11 protein-coding genes are annotated in these 14205 nt (G+C 73.2%); 5 read left to right on the top strand and 6 right to left on the bottom strand.

The window, feature by feature from the left end; genetic code table 11:
* Position 1 precedes the first annotated feature (1 nt).
* A complete protein-coding gene (gene fxsA / locus OHA81_RS07750) occupies positions 2–166 on the bottom strand; it encodes an FxSxx-COOH cyclophane-containing RiPP peptide (protein ID WP_329194018.1) in 165 nt (54 codons plus the stop codon).
* A 298-nt stretch (positions 167–464) separates the two neighbouring features.
* Between fxsA and OHA81_RS07745 the strand changes: the two genes are divergently transcribed.
* The gene (locus tag OHA81_RS07745) at positions 465–1649 is read left to right on the top strand and encodes a hypothetical protein (protein WP_329194016.1); all 1185 of its coding nucleotides are present in this window, start codon (positions 465–467) and stop codon (positions 1647–1649) included.
* A gap of 17 nt (positions 1650–1666) precedes the next feature.
* On the opposite strand, the gene OHA81_RS07740 is transcribed toward OHA81_RS07745, so the two are convergent.
* A complete protein-coding gene (locus OHA81_RS07740; protein ID WP_329194014.1) occupies positions 1667–2569 on the bottom strand; it encodes an alpha/beta fold hydrolase in 903 nt (300 codons plus the stop codon).
* 164 nt (positions 2570–2733) lie between these two features.
* On the opposite strand from OHA81_RS07740, the gene OHA81_RS07735 reads away from it, so the two are divergent.
* On the top strand, positions 2734–3159 hold the full coding sequence (locus tag OHA81_RS07735; RefSeq protein WP_329194012.1) for a VOC family protein: 426 nt from the start codon (positions 2734–2736) through the stop codon (positions 3157–3159).
* A gap of 18 nt (positions 3160–3177) precedes the next feature.
* On the opposite strand, the gene OHA81_RS07730 is transcribed toward OHA81_RS07735, so the two are convergent.
* A complete protein-coding gene (locus OHA81_RS07730) occupies positions 3178–4275 on the bottom strand; it encodes a DUF3533 domain-containing protein (RefSeq protein ID WP_329194010.1) in 1098 nt (365 codons plus the stop codon).
* Between the two features lie 177 nt (positions 4276–4452).
* Between OHA81_RS07730 and OHA81_RS07725 the strand changes: the two genes are divergently transcribed.
* The 3 genes from OHA81_RS07725 to OHA81_RS07715 all read left to right on the top strand — a co-directional run bounded on the left by OHA81_RS07725 (position 4453) and on the right by OHA81_RS07715 (position 10003).
* Complete coding sequence (locus OHA81_RS07725; RefSeq protein ID WP_329194008.1) at positions 4453–7911, top strand: DNA polymerase III subunit alpha; 3459 nt, start codon at positions 4453–4455, stop codon at positions 7909–7911.
* Positions 7908–8891, top strand: a complete 984-nt coding sequence (locus OHA81_RS07720) for a DNA polymerase Y family protein (protein WP_329194006.1) — start codon at positions 7908–7910, stop codon at positions 8889–8891. Before OHA81_RS07725 ends, OHA81_RS07720 begins: the two co-directional genes overlap by 4 nt.
* Before the next feature lie 254 nt (positions 8892–9145).
* Positions 9146–10003 carry an esterase/lipase family protein gene (locus OHA81_RS07715; protein WP_329194005.1) on the top strand — a complete coding sequence of 286 codons (858 nt, stop codon included), beginning with the start codon at positions 9146–9148 and terminating at the stop codon, positions 10001–10003.
* A gap of 35 nt (positions 10004–10038) precedes the next feature.
* Here the strand turns inward: OHA81_RS07715 and OHA81_RS07710 are convergent, their stop codons facing one another.
* The 3 genes from OHA81_RS07710 to OHA81_RS07700 form a co-directional block, all read right to left on the bottom strand.
* Complete coding sequence (locus OHA81_RS07710; protein WP_329194004.1) at positions 10039–11103, bottom strand: lytic polysaccharide monooxygenase; 1065 nt, start codon at positions 11101–11103, stop codon at positions 10039–10041.
* 210 nt (positions 11104–11313) lie between these two features.
* Positions 11314–12810, bottom strand: coding sequence for a M4 family metallopeptidase (locus OHA81_RS07705; RefSeq protein WP_329202073.1), 1497 nt, complete (start codon positions 12808–12810; stop codon positions 11314–11316).
* 305 nt (positions 12811–13115) lie between these two features.
* Complete coding sequence (locus OHA81_RS07700; protein ID WP_329194003.1) at positions 13116–14168, bottom strand: M4 family metallopeptidase; 1053 nt, start codon at positions 14166–14168, stop codon at positions 13116–13118.
* Positions 14169–14205 lie beyond the last annotated feature (37 nt).

Genomic DNA, 14205 nt, shown 5'->3' with positions numbered 1-14205 from the left:
GTCAGAGTGCGGAGTTGAAGATCGGTGCCTGAACGTGACGGCCGTTCTCCGAAGGCAGGACGCGTCCGAGCGCCTCGGCCGCCGAGGTGCTGTGGACGTCGATCCGGTCGAGCGGGACCAGGGGGGTCTTGACCGTGCTGGTCGCGGGGGTTGCGGAAGTGTTCACGACACCGTCCTCGGGGAGGCCATGCGAAATGGGCAGGGGAGCGACACCAGCGGTCCCGCTGGTGTCAAGCGTGGACTTTACTCGTCCACACCTTATTGGCAACCGAGACATGACGCCTGGTCAAGCGTTCTATGGAAAGGCTCCGGCAATTCTCCGGGTGCGGTAATCGGCCGTTTGCCGTACAGCAAGATCCTTTATCCCTGATGCCGGGTCACCACGGGTGCCGAGCGCCCGACGGGCGGGGTTTAGCATGTTCACGCCACCCCCCTGACCTGCCGTTCGGCCGAAAGCACCCCTCATGCGCCTCCAGCGGACCCTCGCTGCTACCGCCGTCCTCACCGCCCTCCCCGCACTCGCCGCCTGCCAGGGCGACCCTGCGCCGCCAGCCGGCCGTGCGGGCGCGAGCCCCTCCCCGTCCGCCGCGCGGCCGTCCGCCGGCGGCTCGCTCCTCGATGCACAGCAGTACGTACGGCAGTTCACCTCCTGCGAGGACATCAGCGGCGAACCGGACGACCCCCGGCTGCCGTTGACCGAGTTCACCCGCGTCGGACAGTGGTCCGTGACCCAGCGGGGGGTGTGCAGCGACCGGCCCGTGCACGGCGAGATCGTCTTCTACGTCGCCTCCGACATGAAGGAGTTCCAGGAGCGCTACAAGCAGAAGGTGATGGACGCGATCAAGGGCGGTGACGGGGCCTACGGCCTGAACAGCCGGGTCTTCATCGGCAAGGGCTACGCGGTCACACCGACGCAGACGAAGTCGGCCCTCGCACTCGCCCGGTCCAGCCTGCGGATCTTGACCTGCAATCCGACCTTCGCCGTACCCAAGGGCTACAAGAAGGAGAAGGCGCTGGTCGAGGGCTGCGTCCTCAGCGACTTCGTCAACAGCTCGGACGGCTCCGGCAGTCCGAACCTGGAGACCCCGCAGGACCCGGGCGGCGAGAAGCCGGGCCAGCCGGCCCAGGGCAGTCTCGGGCTCGCGCACGCCGGGAGCATCTCCGAGCTGAGGAAGCTGGTGCAGTACAGCGTGGACTGCTCGCACTTCTCCACCGACCCCGCCACCGTGGCGATCCGATCGATCGACTACGCGCCCGTCGTCGACGGCAACCCCCTCGACTGGGGCGTGGACGGCCGGGCCCTGTGCGGGGAGCCGGGGGGAGCCCAGCGCGCCCACAACCTCAACTGGCTCGACACCGTCGGCGACATGAAGAGGCTGCAGACCAAGGCCAAGGCCGCCCAGCTCGCCGACCTCAAGGACGACGGCGAGCTCAAGCACACCGCCAGTCTGCTGCTCGTCGGTGACGGCATCGCGGTCGAGAGCAACGACCCGAGCGTCCGGTTCGGCCTGTACCAGTCGCAGTTCCTCTACCTGAACTGCACGCCCGGCTTCTCCGCCCCGACCGGGTACCGGCTGGAACGGGCCCAGGTGGAGGGGTGCGTCCTGACCAACTACGAGCCCGAGCACCCGGTCGAGGGCGGTCGCTGAACGGTGTCCGGCCCCGCTCAGGCGGGCAGCTGCTCGCCCAGCGGGGGCACCGGCAGGTCGCGCAGCAGCCAGGTCAGTACGCCGGGCAGCGCGCGCAGGGCCGCGAAGTGGGCGGCCGCCGGATCGAAGGTGGCGGCGGCGCCCGGAATGCGGCGGGCCAGCCAGCGGGAGTGGCCCACGGGCGAGAACACGTCCAACTCGCCGTGCCAGATCAGCACCGGGCAGCGGATGTCGGCGGGGTCGAAGCCCCACGGACCGCTGAACGCGATCGCGTCGTCGATCCACCCGTAAGCCGAAATGCGCACCCCTTCCCGGTAGTTGCGCAGCAGCATCGCCCGCAGGCCCGCGTCGGCGACGATCATCCGGTCGTTCTCCGTCAGTTCCTTGCGCAGCTCCTCCAGCAGCCGGCGGGGGTCCTTGCGGATCCCCTCGGCGCGCGGGATCAGCCGGGCGGCGAACTCCTCGGGGTCGTCGTAGGCCCTGGTGTACTCCTCGACGTTCGAGGCGGCCATGCCGTCGAACCAGTCGAGGTCCTGCGCGTCCCGGGGGGCGAGCGGGACCAGCGCCGCCGTGCGGGTGACCCGGTCCGGCAGCAGGGCGGCGCACGCCAGCGCACCGGGCCCGCCGCCGGAACGGCCGGCGACGGCGAAGCTGTCCAGGCCCAGGGCGTCGGCGATCGTGGCCACCTCCTGGGCCACATCGGCGACGGTGCGGCCCGGGTGGCGGTCGGAGCCGCCGTAGCCGGGACGGTCGTAGGCGATGAGCTGTACCCGCCGCTGGTAGAGGACCATGCCGCGCGGGGCCGGCCCCAGGCGGCTGCCCGGGGTGCCGTGGAGCAGGAAGACGGGCTTGCCGTCCGGATCCCCCCAGCGCTCCACCATCAGAGCGCGGCCGTCGGCGGTGCGCACCTGATCGCGCACGCGCTCCCCCCTCACGTTCGACGCGGGCAGTCAGGGTGATTGTGCGCTTCGGCGCAGGGGTGCGGTAGAGCGCACCCGGTGGCAATTTCCCGGCGCGCCCGGGGCGCCGTCCCCGACCCTGGCGCCTGCGCCCCTGCGGGCGGCGCTCACGGCACAGTGGGCACATGAACGCAGACGACGAGAACGTGCTGGCCCGGGGACGCGTGGCGACCAGGCTGCCGGCCGCGGACCTGGACCGTGCGCGGCGCTTCTACTCCGAGCGGCTCGGCCTCGAGCCCGTGGACGAACGGCCCGGTGGGCTGCTGTACCGGTGCGGCAGTACGGAGTTCGCGGTGTTCCGGTCGACGGGGTCCTCGCCCGGCACCTTCACCCAGATGGGGTGGGAGGTCGACGACCTGGAGACGGCCGTGGCGCAGCTCAAGGGGCGCGGAGTGGTGTTCGAAGAGGTCGACGTGCCGGGGCTCCGCACGAGGGACGGGATCGCCGAGATCGAGGGCAACTACCCGAGCAAGGGCGCCCGGGGCGAACGCGGCGCCTGGTTCCGCGACAGCGAGGGGAACCTGCTGGGCATCGGCGAGCCGGTCGCCTGAGGCCCGGCGGCGCCCCGGTCACGGCCCCGGCGTCCGGGCGGCGGCGGGGTCCGGGGTGCCGCTGCCCACCGCAGGGCCGCCCCGGCCGCGGTGGAAGACCGCGCAGACCACGGTGACGGCCGCGCCGAGGACCGCCCAGGCCGCCAGCACCAGCATCGCCGGGCCCGCGTCGTTGCCCCGGAAGTACGTGATCGAGCGGGCGGCGTACGTACCGGCGCCCGGCGGCAGGGCCGGCCCGATGGCCCTCCAGAACGGCGGGAGCAGCGGATACGGGTAGGCGCCGCCCGCGCTCGGGTTGCCGAGGACCACCACCAGCAGGATCGCCAGCCCGATGCCGACCACCCCCGCCACGCCCTGGAACGCCAGCGTGATCGCGCCGACGGCGAAGACGACCAGCGTGCCCAGCCCCCACAGGGCCATGACGTTGCCGGGCAGCGCGCCCAGGACCGGCCCCGCGATGACCGTGCCGAGCAGCCCGGCGGCGATCGCGTACAGCAGCAGCGCGCCGAGCCGGATGACGGCGCGGGCGGAGTTCGCGGGCCGTGCGCCGGCGCTGATCGCGAGGATCGCGGCGCACAGGTAGCCGCCGACGCACCAGCCGACGACCAGGTAGAAGGAGCTCAGGCCGCGGGCGTCCCCGGCGGCGGCCGGGGCCACGTCGACGATCCGCACGCTGCGCCCCTGCGCCGTCTCGGCGCGGGTCACGATCGCTTCGAGCGCCTGGGAGAGCGAGGCCCCGGCGCCGCTCGCGACCAGCAGCCGGTCGGTCTTGCCGGCCGGCTCGATGAGCAGTGCCCCGGCCACGCTCCGGTCCTGGATCCGTGCTCGCGCCGCCGCCTCGTCGGGGACGGTGCGGGTGTCGAGCGGGTCGCCGGGCAGGGCGCCGAGGCTCTGGGCGGAGCGCGTGGCGACGGCTTCGGCGGGTGCGGTCACCACGAGGGGGATCCGGCTCGGTTGGGGGTGGTGGAAGGCCCCGATGTAGGAGGTGATGAAGGCGAGCTGGAGCGCCAGTACCCCGAGGACCAGCAGGAAGGCCCGGGTGCTGACGGCGTCCTTGATCTCGGCGAGGAAACCGCCGGAGGAACCCGCGGGTGCGGCGGTGGTGGGCTGGGTCATGTCTCACACGCTCGGCGGAGCGGGGGCCGGGCGCAGCAGGGGTGGGCCGAACGGAGGGCGGAACCGGCGGGCGGACCGCGAAATGGATGATCGAACAAGTGTTTCGCACGGGTATTCGAATTGCTCTATGGTGGAGACGGGGGAGGTGTTCAGTCGAGGGAAAGCAGGAGGCCGCGGGTGCCCGGTTTTACGCATCTGCACACCGTTTCGGGGTTCTCCATGCGCTACGGAGGCTCCCACCCGGAACGGCTGGCGGAACGCGCCGCCGAGCGGGGCATGGACGCCCTCGCCCTCACCGACCGCGACACCCTCGCCGGCGCGGTGCGCTTCGCCCGGGCGGCGGCGGAAGCCGGGATCCGGCCCCTGTTCGGGGTCGACCTCGCAGTGGCCGGGAGCCCCGCGGCCACCACCATCCGTACCGACTCCGCCGAAGCCTCCTCCCGGCGGCGCAACCCCGTCAGGGGCGGCGCCTTCGTCGACGAGTCCGCGGCCCGGGCCGTCTTCCTCGCCCGCGACGGCGCCACCGGCTGGGCCGAGCTGTGCCGCATGGTCACCGCCGCCCACGCCGGCGCACCCGGCGTCCCGCTCCTGCCCTGGGAGGAGCTGCGCGGCGCGAGCGGCGTGTACGTCCTGCTCGGCCCCGGCTCCGAAGTGGGCCGGGCCCTCGCCGCGGGCCGCCCGGACCGGGCCGCGCGCCTGCTCGCGCCCTGGCGGGAGGTCTACGGGGACGACCTGCGCCTGGAGGCCGTCCACCACGGCCGCACCGGCACCGGGCCCGGCTCGCTGCGCCTGGCCGCCCGGACGGTCGGCTTCGCCGCCGAGCAGGGCGTCCCGGCCGTGCTGACCAACGCCGTCCGGTACGCCGACCCCGGCCAGGGGCCCGTCGCCGACGTCCTCGACGCGGCCCGCCGTCTGGTCCCCATCGACCCCCGCAAACCCCTCGACAGCGGCGAACGCTGGATCAAGGACCCCGCCGCCATGGCCGAGAACGCCGACCTGATCGCCCGGGCGGCCGGGCTGCGCCCCGCCGACGCGCGCCGGCTGCTCGCCGAGACCCGGCGGACAGCCGAGGCCTGTGCGGTGGACCCCGAGGACGACCTGGGGATCGGGTCCGTCCACTTCCCCGAGGCCCGGCTCGTCGGCGCCGCCCACCGCACCGCCCAGCGGGTCCTCGCCTCCCGGGCGGCCGCGGGCATGGTGCTGCGCGGCTACGCCGGCGAGCGCCGGTACTGGGAGCGGATGCACGAGGAACTCGACGTCATCGCCTACCACGGCTTCGCCTCGTACTTCCTGACGGTCGCCCAAGTGGTGGACGACGTACGGGAGATGGGCATCCGGGTGGCGGCCCGCGGCTCCGGCGCGGGTTCCCTCGTCAACCACCTCCTCGGCATCGCGCACGCCGACCCCCTCGCCCACGGGCTGCTGATGGAGCGCTTCCTGTCCAAGCGCCGCCGGGTGCTGCCCGACATCGACATCGACGTGGAGTCCGCCCGCCGGCTGGAGGTCTACCGGCGGATCATCGACCGGTTCGGCGCCGAACGCGTCGCCACCGTCTCCATGCCCGAGACCTACCGGGTCCGGCACGCCATCCGTGACGTGGGCGCCGCCCTGTCCATGGATCCGGCCACCGTCGACCGGCTCGCCAAGGCCTTCCCGCACATCCGGGCCCGCGACGCCCGCGCGGCCCTCGCCGAACTCCCCGAACTCCGGGGCGTGCGGGGAGAGTCGCACGGGCGGCTGTGGGAGCTGGTCGAAGCGCTGGACGGCCTGCCGCGGGGCATCGCCATGCACCCGTGCGGGGTGCTGCTCTCGGACGCCTCGCTCCTCGCCCGCACCCCGGTCGTACCGAGCAGCGGCGAGGGCTTGCCCATGTCCCAGTTCGACAAGGACGACGTGGAGGAACTCGGCCTGCTCAAACTCGACGTGCTGGGCGTACGGATGCAGTCCGCGATGGCGCACGCCGTCGCCGAGCTGCGCCGCGCCACGGGGCAGGAGCTCGACCTGGACGACCCGGCGCAGGTGCCGCCGGGCGACGGGGCCACGTACGAGCTGATCCGTTCGGCCGAGACGCTGGGCTGCTTCCAGATCGAGTCCCCGGGCCAGCGCGACCTGGTGGGGCGGCTCCAGCCCGCCACCTTCCACGACCTGGTCGTGGACATCTCGCTGTTCCGGCCCGGCCCGGTGGCCGCCGACATGGTGCGCCCGTTCATCGAGGCCCGGCACGGGCGGGCCCCGGCCCGTTTCCCGCACCCGGACCTGGCGGACGCGCTGGCGGAGACCTACGGGGTGGTGGTCTTCCACGAGCAGATCATCGAGATCGTGCACGTCATGACCGGCTGCGGCCGCGACGAGGCGGACCGGGTGCGGCGCGGGCTGTCCGACCCCGACTCGCAGGGCCGGATCAAGGTCTGGTTCGCGGCGACGGCGCGGGACCGCGGCTATTCGCCCGAAGTGATCGCCCGGACCTGGGAGATCGTGGAGGCCTTCGGCTCGTACGGGTTCTGCAAGGCGCACGCGGTGGCCTTCGCCGTCCCCACGTACCAGTCCGCCTGGCTCAAGGCCCACCACCCGGCCGCCTTCTACGCCGGGCTGCTCACCCACGACCCCGGCATGTACCCCAAGCGGCTGCTGCTGGCGGACGCGCGGCGCCGGGGCGTCCCCGTGCTGCCGCTGGACGTGAACCGGTCCTCGGTCCACCACCGCATCGAACTGGTGTCCGAGGTGCCGCCGCTGTGGGGGCTCCGGCTCGCGCTGGCCGACGTCCACGGCATCAGCGAGACCGAGGCCGCCAGGATCGAGGCCGGCCGGCCCTACGCCTCCCTGCGCGACTTCTGGGACCGGGCCCACCCCGGCCGGCCCGTGGCCGAACGGCTTGCCCAGGTAGGGGCGCTGGACGCGTTCGGCGCCAACCGGCGCGACCTGCTGCTGCACCTGAGCGAACTGCACGGCGCCCAGCGCGCGGCCGACGCCCGGGGCAGCGCCCAGCTCCCCCTCGGCGGCGGCCGGTCCACCGCCGCCGTCGGGCTGCCCGACCTCAGTGAGGCCGAGCGGCTCAGCGCCGAACTCGGCGTCCTCGGCATGGACACCTCACGCCACCTGATGGCGGACCACCACGCCTTCCTGGCCGAACTGGGCGTGGTCCCGGCCCGGCGGCTGCGCGACACCGAACACGGCCGGACCGTGCTGGTCGCCGGCGCCAAGGCGGCCACCCAGACCCCGCCCATCCGCTCCGGCCGCCGGGTCATCTTCACCACCCTCGACGACGGGACCGGCCTGGTCGACCTGGCATTCTTCGACGACAGCCACGAGGCCTGCGCCCACACCGTCTTCCACTCCTTCCTGCTGCTGGTGCGCGGAGTGGTGCAGCGGCGCGGACCGCAGAGCCTGAGCATCGTCGGAGCGGCGGCCTGGAACCTCGCCGAACTGGTCGAACTGCGGGAGCAGAGCGGCCTGGAGGCGGTCACCGCCCGGCTGTCCGAACCGGTGCGCGAAGGCTCCGGGCCCTCCGCCCCCGGCCGCCGGATCCACCTGCCGACCGGCTACGAGATGAACCCGTGGGCCGACCTCCAGCCGCCCGGGACGGGCCCGGCGACCGGACGCAAGCTGTGGCACTCCAGCCCGGGGAGCGCGGGATGAACAGCGCGATCCTGCACGTGAGGTGCGCCCCGGCGCTGACCGGCGAGGGCTACCGGGAGGTCCTGGAGCTGCTGCGGGAGTTCTCCCCGGTGGTGCAGGCCCTGCCGCCGCGCGCCGCGCTGGTCCAAGTCGGCGGCGCGCAGCGCTACTTCGGCGCGGACGCCGCCCGTATCGCCGAGGTGGTACGGCTGCGCGCGGTGGCCCGGCTGGGCACCGACGTCCGGATCGGGGTCGCCGCCACCTGGGCCGTGGCCGCGACGGCCTCCGCACGGGTCCCCGGACCCGGCGGGATCCTGGCCGTCCCCGAGGAGGCGGTGCCCGGATTCCTCGGGCCGCTGCCGGTGGAGGCGCTGTACGGGCTCGGCTCCCGCCAGGCCGAGGCGCTGCGCGGCTACGGACTGCATACGATCGGGGCGCTCACCGAGGTGTCACCCGGGGTCGTCGAGCGGATCCTCGGCAAGCGGGCGGGACGCCTGGTCGTGGAGCGCGCCCACGGCGCCGACCCGCGGCCGGTCACCCCGAGGGACCTGCCGTCCTCGGCCGCCGTCCGCGCCGGGTTCCCGCGGGAGGAGCTGGACGGCCCGCACGCCCGGGCCGCGCTGCTCGCCCTGGTCGTCCGACTCGGCGCCACCCTGCGCGGGCGCCGCCAGGCCGCGCGGGCGCTGACCTTGACCCTCCAGTTCGCCGGCGGGACCCGGTGGGAGAAGACGCGGCGGCTGACGGAGCCCTCCGCCCACGACGAAGACATGCGGGCCATGGCGTACCGCCTGATGGACGCGGCCGGCCTGCAACGGGCCCGGCTGACCGGCATGGTGCTCCGGGCCGAGGACCTCACCGGCGCCGCGGGCGTGGCGCGCCAGCTCACCCTGGACCCCGTCCGCGAGTCCCGGCTGACGGTCGAGGCGGCCATCGACCGTGCCAACGCCCGCTTCGGCCCGGGCACGGTCCGCCCGGCGGCCACTTTCGGCAAGGCCTCGTAGGCCGTCTCTTTCGTACGTCCGCCGCCGGCGTCTCTTTCGTACGTTCGCCGTCGGCCTCGCGCCGGTCCGTCGGCCTCGCGCCGGTCCGTCGGCCTCGCGCAGGACCGGAGAGCAGCTCGACACCCGAGTTTTTACCGACGCGTAACTTCCAAGTCCTGCTACTCGCCCGTAATTTAGCGGCAGCAGCTCCCCTTGTGATCCGGATCACGGGACAAACCCCCCGCACCATCCCCATGACGCAAGGAGATCACTCGATGCTGCCCTGGCGCCGCCTGCTCCGCCCGCTGGCCGTCCTGACCCTCGCAGCCGCCGCGCTCGTCGCCCCCACCGGCACCGCGCAAGCCGCCTCCGCCCCCAGCAGCGGCTGGAACGACTGGACCTGCAAGCCGTCCGCCGCGCACCCGCGCCCCGTCGTGCTCGTACACGGCACCCTCGGGAACTCCGTCGACAACTGGCTCGGCTTCGCGCCCTACCTCGTCCACCGCGGCTACTGCGTCTACTCCCTCGACTACGGCCAGATCCCCGGCCAGTCCTTCTTCAACGGCCTCGGGCCCATCGACAAGTCCGCCGTGCAGCTCGGCACCTTCGTCGACCGGGTGCTGGCCTCCACCGGCGCCGCCAAGACCGACATCGTCGGCCACTCCCAGGGCGGTATGATGCCCCGCCAGTACCTCAAGTCCGGCGGCGCGGCCAAGGTGAACGCCCTCGTCGGACTCGCCCCCGACAACCACGGAACCACCCTGTCCGGCCTGACCCAGCTGCTGCCGTACTTCCCCGGAGCCGAAGACCTGATCAGCTCCGCGACCCCGGGCCTGGCCGACCAGATCGTCGGATCCTCCTTCGTCACCCACCTCAACGCGGGCGGGGACACCGTCCCGGGAGTCGCCTACACGGTGATCACCACCAAGTACGACGAGGTGGTGACCCCGTACACCAGCGGCTTCCTCAGCGGGCCGAACGTACGCAACGTCGTGGTCCAGGACCTGTGCGCCCTCGACTTCTCCGAGCACGTGGCCATCGGCCTGACCGACCGCATCGCCTGGCACGAGGCGGCCAACGCCCTCGACCCGGCCCACGCCGAACGGACCACCTGCGCCTCGGTCTTCCAGTGACGGGCCTTGAGCGGCGCCGGCGGCCCTAGCGCGTCCTAGCGGCCGTGGCGGCCCGTCGTGGCGCGGCGGCGGGCCACGGCGAAGAGCACGGCCGAGCCGACGGCAAGGGTGCCCGCCCCGGCGATCGCGATCATCGGGGCGGAGCCGTCGCCGCCGGTCTGGGCGAGGTCACCCGTCTTGGCCGCAGCCGCGGACGGCGCGGCGAGGGGGGATTCGGCGCTCGTGCCGTTCGTCTTCGGGTCGTCGTCGCCGTGGCCGCCGTGCTCCACGGTCGACTTGGCCGCGCCCTCGGAGATCTGCTCGTCCGTCGGCGGCTTGGCGACGGGTCCGTCCGACGGCTTGGCGCCGGGGGCGGCGCTGCCGGCGCTGCTCGGCTTCGATCCGGGCTTGCCGTCGGCGGTCCCGGTGCCGGTGCCGGACCCCGTGCCGGTCCCGGTCCCGGTGCCCGCCCCGCTGCCGGTGTCCTTGCCGAAGACCACGTCCGAGCAGCTGTAGAAGGCCTCCGGGCTGTCCGAGCGCTGCCAGATGCCGTAGATCAGGTGCCGGCCGCTCTTCTTCGGGACCGTGCCGGAGAAGACGTAGTCACCGCCGCGCATCGCCGGGTCGGTGACCTTCACGAACGGCTCCGGCTCCAGGTCGGACCACCTCAGCGGCTTCGCCGGGTCGTAGCCGTCCTTCGTCACGTACAGCTCGAACGTGCCCTTGTGCGGGGCGGTGCCCTTGTAGCGGAAGGTGTGCGTGCCGGAGGTCATCGCGCCGGCCGGCCAGTCCGCGCGGGCCAGGTCCAGGCCCCGGTACTTGTCGTTCCCCGCGGAGCACAGCTGCCCGTTCGGGATCAGGGCCCGGTGGTTGCCCGCCGCGTTGGCGATGTTCACCGCGTTCCAGTCGTAGAACGGCTGCGTGCCGCCCGCCGCGACCGCCGCCTTGCAGGCCGCCGACCGCGGGGACTCGGGACCCTCCGCGTAGCAGGCGGCCACCCGGCTGACCGGGTCCGTCATCGAACCGTGCGCGGCCGCGGGGGCGGCGGCGTACGCGGCCACCGCGAGCGGGGCGAGGCCGGCGGCGAGGATGCGGCCGGCGGTGCGGGTGACGGTGCGCATGGTGGATCTCCTCCGGGCGGTGGCGTCGTGGTGCGCCAGGGGGGCCGGGCGGCGCGTCCCCGGACACGAGGTGTCTCCGACGCCGTCCCGGCCCTCCCTGGCCACGCCAACCTAACCGCCCCGACCTGCGCTTCCGCGCGGATCGGGGCGGTCGGGGCGATCCTTAGGCCCCGCTTAAGGCGGAGGTAAGCAGCCCCTGAGGAAGGGGGCTCACTTCACGTTGACCGCGGTCCAGGCGGCGGCGACCGCCTGGTACTCGGTGCCACCCGTTCCGTACAGGTCCGCGGCGGCCTTGAGGGTCGCCACCCGCGCCCCCGCGTAGTCCGTCGAGGAGGTCATGTACACGGACAGCGCCTTGTACCAGATCTTGTACGCCTTGGTCCGGCCGATGCCGGCCACGGTGGAGCCGTTGGCGGTCGGGGAGTCGTAGCTGACGCCGTTGACCGTCTTGGCGCCGCTCCCCTCGGACAGCAGGTAGAAGAAGTGGTTGGCGACGCCGGAGGAGTTGTGGACGTCGAGGCGGCCGACGTTCTTGTCCCAGTAGTCGGCGGAGGCGCCGTCGCGGCTCGGCTTGTCCATGTACCGCAGCGGCGTGCCGTTGCCGCGGATGTCGATCTTCTCGCCGATCAGGTAGTCGCCGGGGTCGGAGGCGTTCGCGGCGTAGAACTCCACCGACGTGCCGAAGATGTCGGAGGTGGCCTCGTTGAGGCCGCCGGACTCCCGGGTGTAGCGCAGCCCCGCCGTCGAGGCGGTCAGACCGTGCGACATCTCGTGGCCGGCCACGTCCAGCGCGGTCAGCGGCTTGGTGTTGTTCGTGCCGTCGCCGTAGGTCATGCAGAAGCAGCTGTCGTCCCAGAAGGCGTTGACGTAGGCGTTGCCGTAGTGGACGCGGGAGTACGCCGCGCCGCCGTCACCGCGGATGCCCAGCCGGCCCAGTTCGTTCTTGTAGAAGTCCCACGTCACGGCGGCGCCGTAGTGGGCGTCGACGGCGGCGGTCTGCCGGTTGGCGGGGGTGCCGTCACCCCAGGTGTCGTCGGCGTCGGTGAACAGGGAACCGGTCCCGTTGGTGCCGCCGGCCAGGTCGTAGGTCTTGTGGCCGCCGCGCGCGGCGTCGTTCAGCTCGAACTGCGAGCCGTTGGCCTTCGTGCCGAGGGTGACCGAGCCGCTGTACTCGCTGGCGCCGATGCCGGTCTCGATGGCGTCGTAGGAGTAGAGCACCTTGCCGCTGCGGGCGTCGGTGATGGTGTGCACCTTGCTCGGCGTGCCGTCGTCGCCGACGCCTTCGGTGACGCTCTCCCAGGCCAGCACCGGCGCTCCGCCGACGGCCCAGACGACCTTGCGGGCGCCCTTGGGGGCCGCGAGGGAAGCGGACTTGGTGTCCACCGATATCCGGGCGCCGTAAGCCTTGGTGGTGGAGCGCGCGCCGTTCTTGGCGTGCACGACCAGGTCGCCGCCGAGAACCGGGAGCCCGGCGTAGGTGCGCTCGTAACGGGTGTGGACGGTGCCGTCCGCGTCCTTGACGACGTCCCGGGCCACGAGCCCTTCCTGGTCACCGAGGCCGATGGCCTTGGCGGTGGACGGGGCGTCGGACTGCGCCTGGGCGATGGCGGAGGCGCGCGCCGTCCCGGTCAGCGAGACGGCCGTGGCGCCGGCCTCGCGCTCCGCGGCGGCGTTGGCGGGTCCGCTCTGCACGGCGAGGGCGACCATCGCGGCCGAGGCGACGAGCGCGGCGGCGCGGAGGACGTGAACACGGCTGCGGGAGGTGGGGGTTGAGGACGACGTGGGGTGAGTCACTCGTTGCTCCTTGTTGCCAGTGGGGGGCAGTGGTGGAAACAGTGCCAGGAAGTCACCCCGGATTGGCAGGTGCGCAACAAGAATTTGACCTTCCCGTTGTCCGGAGAACGCATTCCGCTGTCCGCTCGGCGGTGAATGCGCCCGGTTTCGGAAGGAGTTCGTCCGCTACTGCCCCGGGCCCAGGCCCGGGGCGGCAGCGGTGGGACACGAGCCGCAGATCACCCGATCCCGGGGATCTGCCGCGCCGCGAACGCGGCGCGCACGGCATCCGCCGCGGACTTGCCGTACATGCGCTGCGCCGTCGCCATCGTCGTGCGCGCCGCGTCGGCGAAGTCGGTGTCGGCGCGGAAGCCGAACTGGGCGTTGACGATGATCCGGTCGGCCGTCCGCGCCCCCAGCGCGCCCCGGATGTCGAAGAGCGCGCGCGACCAGATCTCCCCGTCCGCGTGCACCTCCCCGACCCGGTCGGCGTACACCTTCGAGCCGTCGGTCCGCCGCAGGCAGTGCGGGGCCGCGCTGTAGCCGGTCGAGTCCCAGTCGCCGACGCACGCCAGGTCCGTCTTGCGCGGCCACCCGTACGCCTCGTCCGCGTGCGCGCCGACCTCGACCGCGAGGTAGTCGCCGAAGGCCTCGCCGATCGCACCCGCCTCCGGGGAGGTGCCGAAGCCCGGGACCTGCGCGTTGTGTACGGCGTGGCCGTACTCGTGCACGATCACCTCGGCGTCCTCGGCGTCGTCCACGCCGCCCTTGCCGAAGCGGATCTCGGCCTTCTTGTCGGAGAAGAAGGAGTTGTCCGCGCCCCACTGGTTGATCCGCACCGGCTGGGCGCGGTCGTTGGCCCCCGGCAGCTCGCTGCCGAAACCGAGGCCCTGGAGGTACTCCTGTGCCTCGTTCACCCAGAAGTACGCCATGACCTGCTCGAACCGGTCGTCGTCACGGCTGTAGCCGACGGCGTCCGAGGTCTTCGCGGAGGCGCCGGTGTCCGAACGGACGTAAGCCCACTTCCCGGACAGTGATCCGCTGCCGTCCAGATTGCGCAGCGCGGCGACGGCGTAGGCGGAGGCGGGCACGGCGTCGGCGCCGTCCTTGCCGTCGGTCAGCGTCTGATCGCCCGAGGACTGGACGGGGTTGACCATGAAGACACGGGCCGGGGGGAGCTGCGTCGCTGCGGGGCCTGCCGAGGGCAGGGCCGAGACCGGACCGGGCTGGGCGAACAGCGCCGCGGTGGCGGCGGCAGCGCAGAGGAGACCGCGGGATGTGCGGCGGGTCATGGACGTCCTCCTGCAAGGAAGTGGTGGCGGTGGGTGA

Source organism: Streptomyces sp. NBC_00667 (assembly GCF_036226825.1).
In the GTDB taxonomy this organism is placed as follows: Bacteria; Actinomycetota; Actinomycetes; order Streptomycetales; family Streptomycetaceae; genus Streptomyces.
The sequence above is the reverse complement of the archived record's forward strand: the minus strand, read 5'-3'. Positions and strand labels throughout refer to the sequence as shown.

Excerpts from the sequence above, each read along its gene's own strand:
- OHA81_RS07745 (WP_329194016.1), top strand. The coding sequence starts at position 465 with ATGCGCCTCCAGCGGACCCTCGCTGCTACCGCCGTCCTCACCGCCCTC.
- OHA81_RS07735 (WP_329194012.1), top strand. The coding sequence starts at position 2,734 with ATGAACGCAGACGACGAGAACGTGCTGGCCCGGGGACGCGTGGCGACC.
- OHA81_RS07730 (WP_329194010.1), bottom strand. The coding sequence starts at position 4,275 with ATGACCCAGCCCACCACCGCCGCACCCGCGGGTTCCTCCGGCGGTTTC.
- OHA81_RS07720 (WP_329194006.1), top strand. The coding sequence starts at position 7,908 with ATGAACAGCGCGATCCTGCACGTGAGGTGCGCCCCGGCGCTGACCGGC.
- OHA81_RS07715 (WP_329194005.1), top strand. The coding sequence starts at position 9,146 with ATGCTGCCCTGGCGCCGCCTGCTCCGCCCGCTGGCCGTCCTGACCCTC.
- OHA81_RS07710 (WP_329194004.1), bottom strand. The coding sequence starts at position 11,103 with ATGCGCACCGTCACCCGCACCGCCGGCCGCATCCTCGCCGCCGGCCTC.
- OHA81_RS07705 (WP_329202073.1), bottom strand. The coding sequence starts at position 12,810 with ATGGTCGCCCTCGCCGTGCAGAGCGGACCCGCCAACGCCGCCGCGGAG.
- OHA81_RS07700 (WP_329194003.1), bottom strand. The coding sequence starts at position 14,168 with ATGACCCGCCGCACATCCCGCGGTCTCCTCTGCGCTGCCGCCGCCACC.